The 16642-nt window shown below is 66.5% G+C and carries 10 protein-coding genes; 5 read left to right on the forward strand and 5 right to left on the reverse strand.

The annotated features are described in order from the left end of the window. Positions 1 to 1724: PE-PPE domain-containing protein (locus CSR00_RS15590; protein WP_099023327.1), on the reverse strand; the 1724-nt coding region annotated here is incomplete at its 3' end. Between the two features lie 1154 nt (positions 1725 to 2878). Between CSR00_RS15590 and CSR00_RS15595 the strand changes: the two genes are divergently transcribed. The 5 genes from CSR00_RS15595 to CSR00_RS15615 all read left to right on the forward strand — a co-directional run bounded on the left by CSR00_RS15595 (position 2879) and on the right by CSR00_RS15615 (position 9370). Then, on the forward strand, positions 2879 to 4258 hold the full coding sequence (locus CSR00_RS15595; protein ID WP_099023328.1) for a PE-PPE domain-containing protein: 1380 nt from the start codon (positions 2879 to 2881) through the stop codon (positions 4256 to 4258). A 149-nt stretch (positions 4259 to 4407) separates the two neighbouring features. After that, positions 4408 to 5889, forward strand: a complete 1482-nt coding sequence (locus CSR00_RS15600; RefSeq protein ID WP_099023329.1) for a flavin-containing monooxygenase — start codon at positions 4408 to 4410, stop codon at positions 5887 to 5889. Between the two features lie 121 nt (positions 5890 to 6010). Then, a complete protein-coding gene (locus CSR00_RS15605; RefSeq protein WP_281259725.1) occupies positions 6011 to 6670 on the forward strand; it encodes a cutinase family protein in 660 nt (219 codons plus the stop codon). A gap of 261 nt (positions 6671 to 6931) precedes the next feature. Further along, the gene (locus tag CSR00_RS15610; RefSeq protein ID WP_176562083.1) at positions 6932 to 8461 is read left to right on the forward strand and encodes a PE-PPE domain-containing protein; all 1530 of its coding nucleotides are present in this window, start codon (positions 6932 to 6934) and stop codon (positions 8459 to 8461) included. Positions 8462 to 8518: 57 nt separating this feature from the next. Continuing rightward, positions 8519 to 9370, forward strand: coding sequence for a class I SAM-dependent methyltransferase (locus tag CSR00_RS15615; protein ID WP_099023332.1), 852 nt, complete (start codon positions 8519 to 8521; stop codon positions 9368 to 9370). A gap of 4 nt (positions 9371 to 9374) precedes the next feature. Here CSR00_RS15615 and CSR00_RS15620 read toward each other — a convergent pair whose 3' ends face one another. The 4 genes from CSR00_RS15620 to CSR00_RS15635 all read right to left on the reverse strand — a co-directional run bounded on the left by CSR00_RS15620 (position 9375) and on the right by CSR00_RS15635 (position 16497). Further along, on the reverse strand, positions 9375 to 10742 hold the full coding sequence (locus CSR00_RS15620) for a cytochrome P450 (RefSeq protein ID WP_099023333.1): 1368 nt from the start codon (positions 10740 to 10742) through the stop codon (positions 9375 to 9377). Between the two features lie 89 nt (positions 10743 to 10831). Further along, positions 10832 to 12316, reverse strand: a complete 1485-nt coding sequence (locus CSR00_RS15625; protein WP_099023334.1) for a flavin-containing monooxygenase — start codon at positions 12314 to 12316, stop codon at positions 10832 to 10834. Between the two features lie 30 nt (positions 12317 to 12346). Next, on the reverse strand, positions 12347 to 14221 hold the full coding sequence (locus CSR00_RS15630; protein ID WP_141564368.1) for a hypothetical protein: 1875 nt from the start codon (positions 14219 to 14221) through the stop codon (positions 12347 to 12349). A 581-nt stretch (positions 14222 to 14802) separates the two neighbouring features. Further along, positions 14803 to 16497 carry a hypothetical protein gene (locus CSR00_RS15635; protein ID WP_176562084.1) on the reverse strand — a complete coding sequence of 565 codons (1695 nt, stop codon included), beginning with the start codon at positions 16495 to 16497 and terminating at the stop codon, positions 14803 to 14805. Positions 16498 to 16642: the final 145 nt, after the last annotated feature.

Consider the following 16642-nt stretch of genomic DNA (forward strand, 5'->3'; position numbering starts at 1 on the left):
CCGATCAGAGAGTCGAACACAAAGAGCATGGTCGGCAGCGACGACAGAGTATAAGAGACAGCACCCGAGCTGCCCCCGGATCCCCCGCTGGAGCCGCCCCTGGAGCCGCCCGTGGAGCCGCCACTGTCACGCGAACTCGCCTTCTTGGTGCCGGCCTTCTTGGTGCCATCCTTCTTAGCGCCGTTGAGCCCGGCCCGGTGCCGGCCGCCCGTACCGGCGGAGCTGCCGCCGTCGGACTCCGAACCCGCCGACGAGCCACCGGACCCGCCCCCATCGGCGTCGCTGGCGTCCTTGCCCCCACTGCGGACACCACTGTGGACACCACTGCGCGGGGCGCGGTGCTTGCCGGTGCCCGCCGAGCTGCTGGACTCGGCCGCGGCGGCCTCAGTAGACGCTGAGCCGGCGGTCTTCGACTGGGTGGACTCCGACTCACTGGACTCCGACTCAGTGGACTCCGACTCAGTGGACTCCGACTCACTGGACTCCGACTCACTGGACTCCGACTGGGTGGACTCCGCCCCGGCAGACTCCGACTCATCGGTTTCCTCGGTCGCGTCCTCGGTGTCCTCAGCCGCTTCTGCCGCTTCGGCGACCTCTTCGGTGGCCTCTTCGGTGACCTCTTCGGTGACCTCTTCAGCGATCTCTTCGGTGACCTCTTCGGTCACGTCGGCACTCGCGTCGGTGGCTTCGTCGGTCGTCGCGTCCGCGGCGTCACCGTCTTCCGCGGTCTCCGCGGACGGCCCGTCGGCGTCTTCCGCGGCGGCGCCGGCGTCGGGCACGATCGCCTCGACGCTGCTGCGCGCCAGGCTGTTCGACACGCCTTCCGAGATCGCCGCCAGGGCCGCCGCCTCCTCGCCGGAGCCTTCGGATTCCTCCGGTAGATAGTCACGGTTGTAGGCACGGTCGATGATCTTCTTGAGCGGGTCGTTCAAGGCGTCGGCAAGGTCGTTGAGTCCGAGCTGTCGCAGAGGATTCAGCAGCGGGATCTTCTCGGTCGGCACGAAGACGTAGGTGGTGTTGCCTTCGGTCCAGACGATGTTGTTGGGATCGTCGAGGTCGACCTGCGCGTAGTTCATGTGGATGGACTCGAAGGCCATCAACGCGTTGGCGACGGCCAGCGGATTGAAGATCAGGTTGACGATGTCGTTCGGGAAATCCGCGACGGGGTCATACTCCTGCGCGATGTCGATCGTGGTGTAGTCCGTGTCCGGCGTCACCCACGAGGACCCCAGCTGCACTGCGCTGGCGCCGGTGTACTTGCGACCACCGTTGCCGATCAGCACAACGGTCAGCTCGGAGGGATCGGGATCATCGGCACCGCTGCCGTCGTGCTCGGACAGCCACACCGTGGCCACTCGGGCGCCGCCGCTGAACGCGTACAGCACCTTGGCGCCGTCGGTGTTCTCGAGGGCGAAATCGACCCTGTCGACGTTGTCCTCGACGCCCAGCTCGAGACCGTAGACACTGACGATCCAGGAGTAGTAGACCTCGTTGCAGGCGGCGAGCGTCGCGCACACGGCCCCCTGCAGGTTGTCGCTCATCGCCCAGGGGGTGGGTCCGTGGGTAAGAACCGTCGCGGTGCCCGGCGCCGGCAGGAGATCGGTCGCCGACACCGTCGAACCGGAGCTCGCCGCGCCTGCGACCGCCGCCGGGCCGAGGGAGAACGGCATCGCCAGTGCGGGCAGCGCGGCCGCGGTGAGTGCAGCCTTCGTCGCTCGGTTCACAAAACGTCCCTTTCCTGATGTCCCCGGGGACAAAGACCCCAGCGGAAACTGCCGTGAGTGAGGCCACTGCCACCGATAAGTGCCGCCAGGAAATTGACATTCGGCGGTGCCGCACCAGCTGCCGCTGCGCCCACACCACTTCCGACATTCTCGACAGTCTGCGGGAATGAGGTAGCCAAAAGTGACGCACCGCGCATCATATGGCACCTATCCCGACGTTGACCGAAGACGACGAGTTCCCCGACTCGGAAGGCACGATACCGTACGACCGCCCCGCCGCAACATCGGTCAGCAAACCTGCGAGCCCCGAAACTCCCCTGGCCTGGACCCGAAGCCCCGTGTCGGCTACCGACCGGAGGTATCGCACGCCCGCCGCGGACGGAGGGAACCTTCGACCGATATCCCCGCCGCCGCAGCTCTTGGTAAGGGCGGCCAAAGGGAGGTTCGACGAAGAGACCAAGATCGTTGCTGGAGCGGACAGCGACGCCGAACACACCACGCCCCGGGCGTGGGACGGCCGCCAGGACGGCCGACTCCGACCGGCCATGACTCGCCGTTGGCTCGCCGTCGTTGACTCGTCGTCGGTGCACGTCGGGATCGGTCACGGCGTATTCGCACCGCGCGCGTCATCGCCCCGATTCCGCCAGGGGTCAAGACGTTCGCTTGGCGTTTGCCTGCGACCCCTCCAAATCTGTGCTACGGCCCCCTTAAGGCCGCGAATCCCGACCACGTATTTTGGTAGCTCATTTTTCGCACATGGCCGTCCAGCAAGAGATGTGGGATGGCGCTTGAGTGCTTTGCCGCGGCTCGAGCGGGGCCACGGGCCCACCCGGCCTGACGCGAACACCGGCAAATATTACTCACGGGTCAGATAGGTATTTTGCAGGTACGTCAGTATTTTTGGTTACGCGATCGGGACCAGCCTAGCGGCGCCGCTCGAGACGAGGCCGACTGGGGGGCGGGTTCCCCGAAGGGGCAGCGGATTCGCTGTGTGTATCACGGTTTGATTTACAGCAATACGAGACAGATTTGCTGAATATGCACCCGAACGCGACCTTCGAAGTTTTGCTGCGAAAGTTGCTCTAATGACGCAACATACTCATGTCGGGCTGGCCAGAACCCACACTTCTAGCGCTTCAATCTGGGGAGTAACTATGCGGATTTCCCTTCGTAAAGCAGGGGTCGCCATTACGGCGTTCGCTGCCGCGGTGCTGCTTGCGTTCGCCACCGCGACCTCGGCCTTGGCCGGTAAGGTTCTGGTCGTCGGCGGCCTGGGAGCCAGTGAGCTGAACAACATCGTGACGGGCGCCCTGCTCGGCGGCGCCTTCAAGGACGACGACCGGACGAGCGTCTACTGGCCCGCCGAGGCGGGGCCCTACACCGGCAAGAACGACCTCAGCCTCGGCGACTCGATCGCCATCGGGATCGAGAACCTCAACGCCGCGCTGGATGAGGCCATCGGCAGCGGCGAGCACGTCACGATCGTGGGCCTGTCGGCCGGCTCCCTCGTGGTCGACGAGGTGCTCCGCGGACTCGTCGACGACCCGGGCGCTCCGAGTGCCTCGCAGCTGTCGATCGTGCTGGTCGAGGACTCCAGCCGCCAGGACGTCATCAAGGAGAGCAAGTACAACTCGAAGTACGACTACACGTATCAACCGGCACCGGCCACCATCTACGACGAGACGGTCGTGACCGGTGAGTTCGACGGCCTCGCGGACTTCCCGGACCGGTGGTGGAACTTCACCGCAATCCTCAACGCCATGGCCGGCGCGATCACCGTCCACATCCCGGTGATGTTCGAAAGCCTGGACAACGTCCCGGCGGAAAACATCACCACGACGGTCAACTCGGTGGGCGGGGTCACCACGCACTACTTCGTGCCGACCGACACCCTGCCCCTGGTGGCACTGATACCCGCTCTGAAGCCCTTCGAGGCGGCGCTCAGGGCGCAGGTCGAAAAGGGATACCGGCGCTACGACGACGTCAGCAACGCCACCGCGCAGCTGGCGGCCGCGACGGCCCCGGTGGTGGCCGAGACCACGACCTCCGAGCCCGTCACCGAGCCCGTCACCGAGACCACTGATGTGACGACCGAGGCAGCCGCAGCCGACCCGGCCTCTACCGAGACGGTCGACCCTGCCACGGAGACCACGGGCGACACCGGGACGGTCACGGTCGAGGTGGACGCAAGCACCGAGGACACCGCCGAGGACACCGCCCCCGACGCCAGCGAGACCGACGCCGCCGACGAGTCCGATCAGGAGTCGGCGACGGAGACCGATGAGGACTCGGCAACGGAGACCGACGCAGTGTCGGAGGCCAAGCAGGCACGCGCAGAGGCCAAGCAGGCACGCGTCGAGGCCCGGCAGGCCCGCGCCGAAGCCCGGCAGGAGGCACGCGCCGAGGCCAAGCAGGCACGCGCCGAAGCCAAGCAGGCACGCGCCGAGGCCCGGCAGGCCAGGGTCGAGTCCAGGAAGGCGAAGGCCGCGGCCAGGAAGGCGTCCCGGTCGGCGGGCGGCGGCAGCGACTCCTAGTCGCCCCCGACGGACGTCGGCGCGGTTCCCGAACCGACACCGAAGCGATGCCCCGGCACACCGCCGGGGCATCGCGGCGTTTGGTGGACCCCGGGGACCGGCACCTAACACGCTGAGGTTCCGTTTGCTGTCAGGTAGCGTCTACGACCATGGATGCGCCGCAGTTCGACGTGATCATCGTCGGCGCCGGTTTCGGAGGAATCGGTGCCGCGATCCAGCTCAAGAAGATGGGCTACGACAACATTCTGATCCTCGACCGTGAGGACGACCTGGGCGGAACGTGGCACGTCAACCGGTATCCGGGGTTGGCTGTGGACATCCCCTCGCCGACCTATTCGTACTGGTTCGAGCCCAATCCGAACTGGTCGAGGCTCTACGCCCCGGGGCGTGAGCTCAAGCAATACGCCGACCACGTCGCCGACAAGTACGACGTGCGTCGGCACATGCGATTCAACACCGTGATCGACGGCGCCCGTTGGGATGAAGACACCCTCAGCTGGCAGGTGGCCGCAGCCGACGGTGCGACCTTCACCAGCCGATACCTCGTTGCCGCCACCGGCTACCTCTCACAGCCCTACACCCCCGAGATCCCGGGTATCACCGAGTTCGCCGGGCGCATCATGCACAGCACCGCCTGGGATGACGACTACGACCTACGCGGCCGGCGCATCGGGATGATCGGCACCGGAGCCACCGGCGTCCAACTGCTGCCCGAGCTCGCCAAGGTGGCCACCGACCTGACGATCTACCAGCGCACACCGATCCATGTGGTGCCGAAGATCGACTTCCCGATTCCGGTGCCCATGCGCCATCTGTTCGCCAGGATCCCTGCATTGCAGCGCGCCTTCCGCTGGGTCAACGACGTCAACCTGCAGGTCATGATGGTCCTGTCGGTCCTGAACTTCCGCTATTTCCGCCAGCTGAACATGGCGGCCTCGGCGCTGTCGCGGCTGTGGCGCTTCACCTGGATCCGGGACCGCGATCTGCGCCGCAAACTGACACCGGACTACGACTTCGGATGTAAGCGCCCGACCTACTCCAACCAGTACTACCGCACGTTCGCCCGCCCCCATGTCCACCTCGAGACCGCCGGGATCGAACGCATCGAGCCCGACGGCATCGTCGCGCGCGACGGGTCGAAGACCGAGCTGGACACCCTGATCCTGGCCACCGGATTCGACCTGTGGGAGGCCAACATTCCCGCCATCGAGATCATCGGCCGCGACAATCGAAATCTCGGCAAGTGGTGGCGCGACAACGGTTTCCGGTCCTACCAGGGCATCACGATCCCGTACTTCCCCAACTTCCTGACCCTGGCCGGGCCCTACGCCTCCAGCGGGTTGTCGTTCTTCGACACCGTGGAGTACCAGATGCGGCACATGGCACGGCTTTTCGGCGAGATGCACCGCCGCGGCACACAGAACTTCGAGGTGACCGAGGAAGCCAACGACCGGTTCCAGGCTCGAATGAGCAAGGCGCTGGGCAAGTCCGTGTTCGGCAGCGGCGACTGCTCTCGGGCACGCTCGTATTACTTCAGCCCCACCGGGCAAACGCTGGTGCGGCCGGCCTCCACGCACCAGACGAACCGGGAGCAGGACACCTTCCCGTTCAACGATTACACCTACTCCTGATCTACTGCCGATCAGCTGAACTCACGTACATCCGCCGGACACCACCGCCCGGCACGGCACCGTTTCCGCAGGCCAGCGCAAGTCGCGGCAGCGACGGCGTCGGCTGTGCCACCATTGAGGTGTGCAGACACCTCGAATAATCCGGATCGCGGGCGTCATCCTGGCCGCGGGGTGGTCGATGGTGCTCGGTGTCTGCGGCGCGCCCAGCGCCGCCGCCGCCGACTGCCCCGACATCGAGGTCATCTTCGCCCGCGGGACCGGTGCTCCCCCGGGCGCCGGCTGGCTCGGCGACGCTTTCACCAACGCGCTGCGCTCGAAGGTCGGCGACCGATCGGTCGGCCTCTACGGAGTTAACTATCCGGCCAGCGCCGACTTCCGAAAGTCCGTCGTCGTCGGGGCCAATGACGCCCGGGCACGGGTCGAGTACATGGCCGCCAACTGTCCGGACACCTCGCTGGTCCTCGGCGGTAATTCCCAGGGCGCCGGAGTGATCGACCTCATCACCCTGGGCTGGCCGGTCCACGGCTACACCCCCGTACCGATACCACCGGACGCCGCCGACCACGTGGCCGCCGTGGTGGTGTTCGGCAATCCCCTGCGCGACATGCCCGGTGGCGGCCCGCTGAGCGCACTGAGCCCCGGCTACGACGACAAGACCCTCGACCTGTGCGCCACCGACGACCTGTTCTGCTCGAAGGGCTTCAGCCTGCCCGCCCACTTCTCCTACGTGGACAACGGCATGGCCGATCAGGCGGCCGCCTTCGCGGCCGGGAAACTCTGACACTCCCGGCCGACATGCCGCCCGCCGCTCCTGGCCGCCGAGCAGCGTAACCGGCCCCGATTGGTGGATTGCTGTCAGCCGTCGCCCAACCGCAGCGCCATGGCATTTCAGCAAACATAGAATATTTCCGCCCCCAAACCCCGTGCCAATTAACGACTCTGACCCGCTTCAAACACGTAGACTGAGTAAACATTGCGGATCAGTACACGTGAAGCAGGGGGTACAGGGATGTCGTCAAGGCCGAAAACCGGGCTCCGGCTAATGCTGTCGGCGACCGGCATTGCCACCGCAACAGCTTTGCTGCCGCTGCCCACCGCCGCCCCGGCGAGCGCCGCGACCATCGACCCCCCGCTCGAGAGTCCCGCCACCGTGCTCACCCTGAGCATCTTCAAGGGAATCACCGACGAACTGCAGGGCTCCATCTGTCAGACCGGCAACCCCTGCGTCAGACTCAAGTACAACGCACTCTGGTACCGGGAAGGCGTCCAGGTCCTCGATGACGCCATGCACAACACTCCCGGCCCCAAAATCATCTTCGGCTACAGCCAGGGCGGCCAGGTGGTCACGGAATGGCTTCGCGACCACGCCGACGACCCGGATGCCCCACCGGCCGAGGACACCACGATCATCCTGATCGGAAACGGCGACCGGAAATACGGTGGGGCCAATGTCAGCGCCGGCTACGTCACCCCCGAAACCCAATACAAGCTCTACGACATCACCCGGCAGTACGACTTCGCCTCCGACATCCCCGACGAGCGGGGGAACCTGCTGGCGATGCTCAACGCGTGGATGGGCTTCTCCAGCGTGCACACCGCCTACGAGGACGTCGACATCAACGATCCCAACAACATCGTCTGGACCGAGGGCAATACGACCTATGTCTTCGTTCCGACCGAGGACATCCCGCTGCTTCGTCCACTGCGGCAGCTCGGGCTCAACGCACTCGCCGACAAGCTCAACGCTCCCCTGAAGGAGATCATCGAACGGGCCTATCACCGCGACTATCTCCCCACCCCGGACGACCCCGAGCCCACCGATCCAGCGACCGACCCTGAACCCACCGATCCAGCGACCGACACGACGGACCAGACGGACGGCACTACTGCCGCCGCACAGCGGGTTGCGGCACGTTCCAGCATCGACGGCCCCACAGCAGACGACACAGCAGACGAACCGGCGAACGAATCGCAGGCGCCGGCCGCCGCGGACAACTCTCCCGCTGTGACCGTCGATGCGGACGCCGACACCGACAGCGTGGCCGTTGACCAACAGACCTCCGGCGATGTGCAGGAGGACGATGCGCAGGAGGACGTCGAGACGGACGCACAGACCGCCGCCGAGACGGATTTGAAGACTGACTCGGAGACGGACCTGGACAAGGACCCGGGGGCGGCCACCGAGACGGTCGCGGAGAAGGACGCCGCCCCGGAGCAAGGGGCAGCTCGGCCCGAGGCCGATGCCGACGCCGACGCCGACGCCGATGCCGCAGACTCCGATGCCAAGAAAGCCGCCGCCGCCCAAGCCAGCACCGCCACCGCGAAGAGGGCCGCCCGCGCCGAAGCCCGGGCCGCCGCGAAGGCCAGGAGGGACGCCGCCCGGACCGGGGCGCGATCTCGGGCATCCGAGTCCACCGGCGGGCACAACAGCAGCCGCCAGAAGGGATCGGACAGCAGGGTGGGCCGGGCGACGAAATCCCGGTCTGCATCCAACGGTGCCACCGCGAGTCGCGGCTCATCGAGCACATCGTCGTCCGGCGGCGGCAGTTCGTCCGGTTCGGGCGGTAAGTAGCCCACGACCGTGCACCCGGTGTCCGGTCGTTGACCGGCAATGTGTTTGGCTGACGGGATGGATGTCGGTGATCTGACGCCGCTCGAACAGACCGCCCTGCTCACCGAGTACGCCCGGGCCCTCGACAGCCGCCAGTCGCCGTCGATCCTGGGCGACCCGTATGCCGAACGCACCGTGGCCGGGATCGACTTCGACTTCGACAGTCTGGGCGTCATCCCCAGCGTGCGCTGCCTGGTCGCCCTGCGGGCCCGGATGCTCGACGAACGCATCGGCGGCTTCATCGAAGGACACCCGGACGCCGTCGTGGTGGACCTCGGCGCCGGGCTCAGCAGCGTTGTCCACCGCGTCGACCCACCACCGACGGTGGACTGGTACAGCGTCGACCTGCCGGCGGTGATCACACTGCGTGAGGCTCTGTTGCCCTCACGCCCGGGTTCCCATTCGGTGGCCGCGTCCGTGGCCGAACCAGGCTGGGCGGAGTCGATTCCGGCGGATCGCCCCACGATGGTGGTCGCCGACGGGTTGATCGCGTTCCTCACCGAGCCGGTCGTCATCGCGATGCTGCGCCGCGTCACCGAACACTTCGGCGGCGGAGTGGTGGCCTTCAACGACTACGGACCGGTGAACCGGGCGAATCAACTGGCGGGAAAGGCCATCACGGCCGGAAAACAGATGCTGCGCCCCGGCGGCGCATCGAACTCTCCCCACAACCAGTGGAACTTCCCGGGGTTCAAGGACGCACACCATCCAGAAATCTGGAATCCGCAGCTCACGCTCGTCGAGGAGGCCAGCGTGATGCGTGACCCGGGCGCCGCGATGTTCCCCCCGCTGCTGCGGCTCAGCAGCGCGATGGCCGCCTTCGTTCCGGCGATCGCCCGCAAGGCCCGGATCCTGCAGTACCGCTTCTGACGGATCAGGAGCTCTGCTCGGCCACCGCTGCCGAGCCGGAGCTGCTGGGGGCATCGCTGCGGCGCCGGTGGACCACCAGGCGGCCGCCCTTGGCGGGGGTCACGGTGACGCCGCGGCTGTGGAACCGCTCGTCGGGGGCGTCGGTGGGCTCGATGCGGAACTGCCGCAGCATGGTCCGCAGCGTCACGTCCATCTCCATCGTCGCGAACGCGGCGCCGATGCAGCGCATCATTCCCCCACCGAAGGGGATCCAGGCGAACGGGTTCGGCGTAGTCCCGACGAATCGATCGGGGTTGAACGTCGATGCGTCCGGGAAGCTCTCCTCCGCCGCCATGGCCAGCTGAGTGCTCGCCATGACCGTGGCCCCCTCGGGGATGACCCATTCGCCGAGTTTGATCCGGGTCCTGGCGCGGCGCAGCGCGGCCGTCAGGACCGGCCTGGTGCGTTGGGACTCGGCGATGGTGGCCAACCGCAGCTCCGACCCGCCGGCGTCGACCTCTTCGGTCAACCTGGTCAGCAGCGCCGGATGCCGCCGAATCCGCTCGACGGTCCATGCCAGTTGCGTCGAGGTGGTCTCGTGACCCGCCACCAACATGGTCAGCAGCTCGTCGAGGATGAACGAATCCGGGATGGGCTCGCCGTTGTCGTAGCGGGCCTGCAGCAGCAGCGAAAGTACGTCGTTGCGTTCACCGAAGTTCGGATCCGAGCGGGCCTCGGCCATCAACGAGCTCAGTTCCTTGTCCATCTGACGGCGGTACTCGGCGAACCGGCCGCCCGGGCTCCATGGACCGAGATCGCGGCGCACGGCCGCCGGCATCAGCGCGAACCGGGATCCGAAGTTCACCGCGGCCGGAATCAGCACCCGCAGCTTATCCAGGGCCGGGCCCTCGGCCCCGAACACCGCCCGCAGAATGGTGTTCAGGGTGATGCGCATCATCGGCTCCAGGGTCGCGAACTCGCGCCCCTCGGGCCAGGTGGCGATCTCTCGCTCCACCTCTTCCTCGGTGATGCGTTCGTATTCGCGCATGCTCTTGCCGTGGAACGGCGGCAGCAGCAGCTTGCGGCGCGCCAACAGTTCGTCCCCGTCGAGGTTGAAGATCGACCCCGGCCCCAGAACGTCACCGCCCAGGTTGTTCTCGGGACGTCCGATCAGCTCTCTGCTGGTGCTGAACAGGTCCTTGACCAGTACCGGGTCGCTGACGACGACGGTCTGTCCGAACACGGGCAGCTTCAGGCTGAAGGTGGGGCCGTAGTGTCGGCCGAGCGCCGCCACCGAACCGTGGCGTGCGGCGAGCACGGCGATCCCCTGAATGGCCTTCGGTAGCCGCGGTCCCGGTGGCAGCCGTACCGGCTCCGTCGTCGCCGTTGCCATGTCGTCACCCCTTCATACTGGTGGAAAACTACCCGACGCGATCCCGGCGGTGAGCACTCGGCGCCGGGTGCCCGTGGTCGCGCCGGGCGTCAGGCGATGGAGTAGTCGCTCAACGGGAACCGGTCCTGGTCCCGGACCGCGTCGCGCACGGATGTGGGCCGGAACAGCGGCGCCTCGCCCGACGCGTTGAACCAGTAAGACCGCGAAGTTGCGCAGTTGCCCAGGTGGAACACCGAATCGTCGAGCAGCGTAGTCATCCGATCCAGGAAGCGCGCGTTGGCCTCGTCGGTGACCTCGAAGGTGTGCGCACCCCGCCGCTGCAGTTCACCGAGGAGCCGATTCATGTGGCGCATCTGGTATTCCACCGAGCTGAACCACGACATTCCCACCCACGCATACGGACTGGCCTGGGTCATGAAGTTCGGGAACGCGGGCACGGTCAGGCCCTGGTAGGCCTGGAACTTGTTCTCGCGCCACCACTTGCCGAGGTTGCGCCCCCCGCGGCCGATGACCTCGATCGCCGGCAGGTTGGACTCCCACACGTCGAAACCGGTGGCCAGCACCAGGGTGTCGATCACCCGCTTGTTGCCATCGCGGGTCACGATGCCGTCAGGTTCGATCCGCTCGATCCCTGCGGTCTCCAGATGCACGTTCGGCTTGTTGAAGGCCCGGTAGTAGGTGTTCGACAAGGTGGGGCGTTTGCAGCCGTAGTCGTAGTCGGGGCGAAGCTTGCGCCGGGTCTCCTTGTCCCGAATGGACAGGAAACGCAGCAGCGCGCCGATGTAGCCCGCCCCTTTGTTCACGGGCTTGAAGTATCGGAACTTCCACATCGCGATCACCGTCATGAAGTCCAGGAACGCGTCGGTGGACATCCTCAGGGCCCGCTGTGCGAGCGGAACCCTGGCGAAGAACCGCTGCGCGGCCGGGGTGAAGCCGAAATCGAACTTCGGCAGCACCCAGATCGGGGTGCGCTGGTAGACGACCAGGTCACCGACCTCCTTGGCCAGCTCGGGGATGAGCTGAACCCCGGTGGAACCGGTGCCGATGATCGCGGCGCGCCGGCCGGCCATCGAATAGTCCTCGTCCCAGGCCGCGGCGTGGATGACGCGACCCTGAAAACTCTCGATACCGGGAATGTCGGGAGTTTTCGGCTGGCAGAGGTAGCCGGTGGCCAGGATCAGGAACTGAGCCTGCAGCGTGGGCCCGCCGCCGGTGTCGACGAACCAGAGCTGCTCGTCCTCATCCCAGCGCGCGCCGGCGACCGTGGTGTTGAACCGCATGTAGCGGCGGACGTCGTACTTGTCGGCGACATGCTCGGCGTACCGCTTCATCTCCGGTCCCCGGGCGTACAGCCGCGACCAGTACGGGTTCGGCTCGAACCAGTACGAGTAGGTGGTCGACGGGACGTCGACGGTCAACCCCGGATAGCGGTTGACGTGCCAGGTTCCGCCGAGATCGTCTTCGCGGTCGAGGATGGCGATGTTGTCGTAGCCGAGCCGGTTCAGCTGGATGGCGGCCCCAATCCCGCCGAATCCGGCTCCTACGATGATCGCATCGAAGCGTTCCGTGCTCACGGGGCGATACTACGTGGACTAGTCAGCGACCTAGTCACTTGAGCCACCGCCGCTGCTGCTGGAGCCGCCACCCGAGCTGCCGCCGCTGCTCGCGCCTGCGCCGGCCTTGGAACGACTCGACGAGCCGGAGTCGGAGCTGCCCGCCGAGCGCGAGACGCTCGACTTGATCCGGTCCCGGATCGACCGGACGGTGTTGTTGTTGACCCCGTTGCGGTGGTGCTTGCCAGTCGACTTGCTGCTGTCGGAATCGTCGTCGGAGGCGCTCGACGAGGAGCGCGACGAGGAGGCCGACGACGACGACTTGTCGTCCTTGCTGTCGGCGTCCTTGGAGTCCTTGGAGTCCTTGGCGTCCTTGGCGTCGGACTTCTCGTCGGACTTGGAGTCGGACTTCTCGTCGGACTTGGTATCGGTGTCGGTGGACTCCGTGGAATCCGAGGACTCCGACGAGTCCGCGGCGCCGGAGTCGGCAGTCTCAGCATCGTCCGAGGTCTGAGCGGAACCACTCTCCTCGTCGGTACTTCCGCCGGTCGTCTCCTCGGTGGCAGCGTCGTCGGACGTGGTGTCCTCGGTGCTGTCTTCGGTGGCGGTGTCCTCGCCGGTCGCGGCGTCGTCGGCGACGGTGCCGTCTTCCTCCGTGGCGGTCGTCGCCTCGTCGGTCTTCAGCAGGTCGTCGGCCACAGCCTGCTCCACCGTCGTGTCGGCGGCGTCGAGCACGCCGGCATCCTCACCCTCGGTCGTCGTCTCGTCGCTGAGCAGGCCCAGCTTGGCCAGCGCCGCCGCGAACGGGGAGTCCGCTTCGGCCTTCTCCGCCGAGGTGCCGTCGGTGTCCGCCGTCTCCTCGGCGTCCTGCACCGACGACAGACCGGCCACCAGCATCTGCTGGCTGGACTCAGCATCGCCGCTGGCGTCGTCCTCGGGCGGCAACGCCGGATCATCGGGATTGCAGGTCGGGCACAGCCACTTGGCAAACGGCTTGAACAGCGGCGTGACCAGGGTGTACGGGAAACCCTTCCAGATGAAGCTCTTGGGCACGAACGGGTTGAAGTCCAGCCACATTGCCTTGCCCAGCCGGACCACGGTGTCAACGATCTCGCTGAGGGTGATCGGGTCCGGCCTGTTCGACTGCGGGTCGGCCAGCAGGTAGTTGATCACCGAGTAGACCGGATCCAGCGGATTGATCTGGATGTCCTCGCCGGACCAGGGCACCGGAGCACCTTCGGGGCTGTCGCCGTTCTCGTCGACGATGATGTCGCCCTGTTCGGTCTCCTCCGGGCTGATCGGGTTGTTGAGCTCGGGGAAGACATAACCGGCGATGAGGTCCCAGATGGGCGCGGTGAACATCTTGCCCAGGATGGCGTTGGCATCCTGGCAGGTGGGCGGCGCGGTACCGGTGCAACCGGCGTTCATCGGCAGGTTGGCCTTGGCCCACCACGACAGGTGCTCGCCGAGCGGTTCGGACAACGCCTTGAACGGGATCAACAGGTTCGTGGCCGAGGTGATCTTCGGCGGGTCGGCGGGGTCGTAACCCAGCACGTTCGTGTCGGTGTAGACCCACCAGCTCCCCGTCACCTCGAGCGCGTAGGCGACGTCATTGAGCGCGTCGATGTAGGCCCGCGGAATACTGATGACGGCGTTGACCAGGTTGGCCGGGATGTTCATGATCGACCCGGCCTGCATGTCGAGAGCCACGGGCTCGTACGTCTGATGAGCCAGGATGTCGCACCCGTCGGTGTAGTAGCCCGAGCAGGGCACCCCCGGAGTGGTGGCTGCGGTCAGGCTCACGGCCCGATCGACGACACGGACCTCGTCCTGCGCCGACGTGGGCGCGATCGGAGTAACGGTGATGACGCTGGCCCCCACCAGCGCCACGCCCGCCGTAACGTACGGCCGGACCGCAACAGGCATGACGCCCCTTCCCTAGGTCTTGGGTCTTTTTGGTACGAATGTTCAGCTGGAAACGTATCCAAAAAGTAATCCACTGTCTAGCAAATCCTCAGGTTCTCACAGAAATCTGCGCTTTGCTGACCGCGGTTTCGGAATTGTCCGCCGCTATCGTAGATGACGCGTGACCGGGTCGCGAACTCGTTGGAGTTTCCCACGGGCGTCAAAACCAGCAACTCCCCTGACCTGCTCAGTTGGCATTTGCTGTGGACGAGCCCGCGCTGGTGCGACACCCCTCGGCGACAACGCCGAGCCACAAAACGATAACGGCCGCTCAGGGAAAGTCTCCCGACGCGTCGCGCGCCGGCGCACACGCCGTTTCCCGGCGGCCACCGCGACCCGCCGCCGGGCGACACAGTGGGGACCACGCGGGCCACACAGTGGGGACCACCCGGGAGACACCGTCGGACCACACGGGCGACGCGCGGGCGGGGCGCCGCAACGCCCCGCCCGACGGCCACTCGCAACAGGCCCGCGCTCACAGGCCGGTGTTCTGTCCACCACCCGGACCGCCACCGGCCGCCGAGGCGGCGTGCGATCAGAGCTCAGTTACTGGAACTATGGTTGCCAGACTTGTCGCTACCTCCGCTCCTGCTGGAATCGCGGGAGCTGCTCGCGCCAGCCTTGGATGCGGACGCCGATTTGCTGAAGGATCGTTTCGCCGTGCCGCCCGAGGCGCTCCCTGATTGGGTATCGCCGCCCGCGCGGGAGTTGTTACGGCCGCTGAGCCCGCCGGTGATCTTCGAGAAGCTGGACTTGAGCTTCTTGGTGACCGAATCGTTGGCGCCGGGCTTCCAGTGGCGGCCCCGGGCGTCCGAATCGTTTGTCCCGGCGTCACCACCGTCCGCCGATGCCTCGGAGGCCGCGCTCCCGGAGTTCTCCCCGTCTCCCGCGGAGTCGGCGTCTTCGTTTGCCGCCTCGGAGGTGTCGGCATCGACCTCGGTTGCTGACGCTGTGTCGGTCTCGGTCTGGGTGCCGGTCTCGGTGTCAGTCTCGGTGTCGGTGGCGGTCTCGGTGGCGGTCTCGGTGGCGGTCTCGGTGCCGGTCTCGGCGTCGCTGACACTCTCGGCGGTCGACTCCGCCGTGGAGGCGTCCGCGGCAGCGGCCTCCGCGGCATCCGCGGAGGAGCTGAGCTTGGTCAGCACGGATTCGGACTCGCCCGCGCCGGCGTCTTGCACGCCCTCCGCTGTGCTGTCAGGAGTGGCCTCCGACGGGGCGGCCAACAGCGAGGGCGTCGAGGGCGGCGCGGGCGTGTCCACCGATTCGGCCGCCGGTTCGGTTCCCGAATCCACGGCGCTCTCCGACGTCGAGTCGGCCGACGGGTCCGACTCGGTCGCGTCCGTGGCCGGCACGAATGGCGCGCACAGCCCGCAGTGGGTGCCGGGAACGAACGGGTTGAACGAGTTGTACACCGCCTCGGAGAGGCCCACGATCGTGTCCACCACCATCTGGGCGGTGACCACCTTGATGCCGTCCGGGTCGGGGTCGGCCATCAGGCTGTTGACCAGGCTGGTGATCGGTGCGAAGAGGTCGAGTTTGACGTTCTGCTCCGACCAGGGCATTTCCGGACCGTCCGGGTCCGCGACGTCGCAGTTGCCGTCGGAGTCGCAGGTGATCGGGTCGATCGTGTGGTCGTAGGTGTACCCGTCCGGCGAGAACAGCGCGAAGATGCGGTCGACGTGGAACATGTCCGACAGAATCGCGCCGGGGTCGTCGCAGGCGCCGGCGTCGGTGCCCGTGCAGCCGATGTTCATCGGAAGTTGCGATGCCGCGATGGCGGCCAGCATGTTGCCCAGCGGCACGGACAGCGCCGGGATGGGCACCAGGACGTTGGCCAGCGCCTGATAGCGCGCCACGTCCCCGGGATCGGTGCCCAACACGTTGGTGGGGCTGTAGACCCACCAGTTGCCCGTGTAATTGAGATCCGCGGTCAGCCCGACGACGTTGCCCTCCGGCTGCGTCAGCGTCACACCGTCGTAGCTGGGGTCGTAGCTGAACGACGAATCCTCGCCCAGGGTGACGTTCCCGTCGCCCAACGCCGTCAGGAAGTTGTACGGAACGTTGGCGACCGTGGTGAACAGGTTGGCGGGAATGTTGGCATACGAGGCGGCCGCCAGACTGACGTCGGGACTCAGCACCCGGTGGTCGGATTGCGGCGGCGTGATCGGAGTTACGGAGATGACGCTGGCCCCCACCAGCGCCACGCCCGCCGTGACATACGAACGTCCGGCAGCAGGCATGACGCTCCCTTCCAAAGTTGCTAGCAAACTGTTGACAGCAAGGAAGGTAGCCGAACCGAGACTCGCTGTCTATCGGATCGAGACAATTTGCTTAGTGTTTGGAATTAGCTGACGCCCGCGTCAGTTAATTTCGACAGGGCATGAC

It is taken from the genome of Mycolicibacterium palauense (assembly GCF_002592005.1).
GTDB lineage: Bacteria > Actinomycetota > Actinomycetes > Mycobacteriales > Mycobacteriaceae > Mycobacterium > Mycobacterium palauense.

What these genes read in the sequence shown, in the direction of transcription:
- CSR00_RS15630 (WP_141564368.1), bottom strand. Translation starts at nt 14,221, where the DNA reads ATGCCTGTTGCGGTCCGGCCGTACGTTACGGCGGGCGTGGCGCTGGTG.
- CSR00_RS15595 (WP_099023328.1), top strand. Translation starts at nt 2,879, where the DNA reads ATGCGGATTTCCCTTCGTAAAGCAGGGGTCGCCATTACGGCGTTCGCT.
- CSR00_RS15610 (WP_176562083.1), top strand. Translation starts at nt 6,932, where the DNA reads ATGCTGTCGGCGACCGGCATTGCCACCGCAACAGCTTTGCTGCCGCTG.
- CSR00_RS15615 (WP_099023332.1), top strand. Translation starts at nt 8,519, where the DNA reads ATGGATGTCGGTGATCTGACGCCGCTCGAACAGACCGCCCTGCTCACC.
- CSR00_RS15620 (WP_099023333.1), bottom strand. Translation starts at nt 10,742, where the DNA reads ATGGCAACGGCGACGACGGAGCCGGTACGGCTGCCACCGGGACCGCGG.
- CSR00_RS15635 (WP_176562084.1), bottom strand. Translation starts at nt 16,497, where the DNA reads ATGCCTGCTGCCGGACGTTCGTATGTCACGGCGGGCGTGGCGCTGGTG.
- CSR00_RS15600 (WP_099023329.1), top strand. Translation starts at nt 4,408, where the DNA reads ATGGATGCGCCGCAGTTCGACGTGATCATCGTCGGCGCCGGTTTCGGA.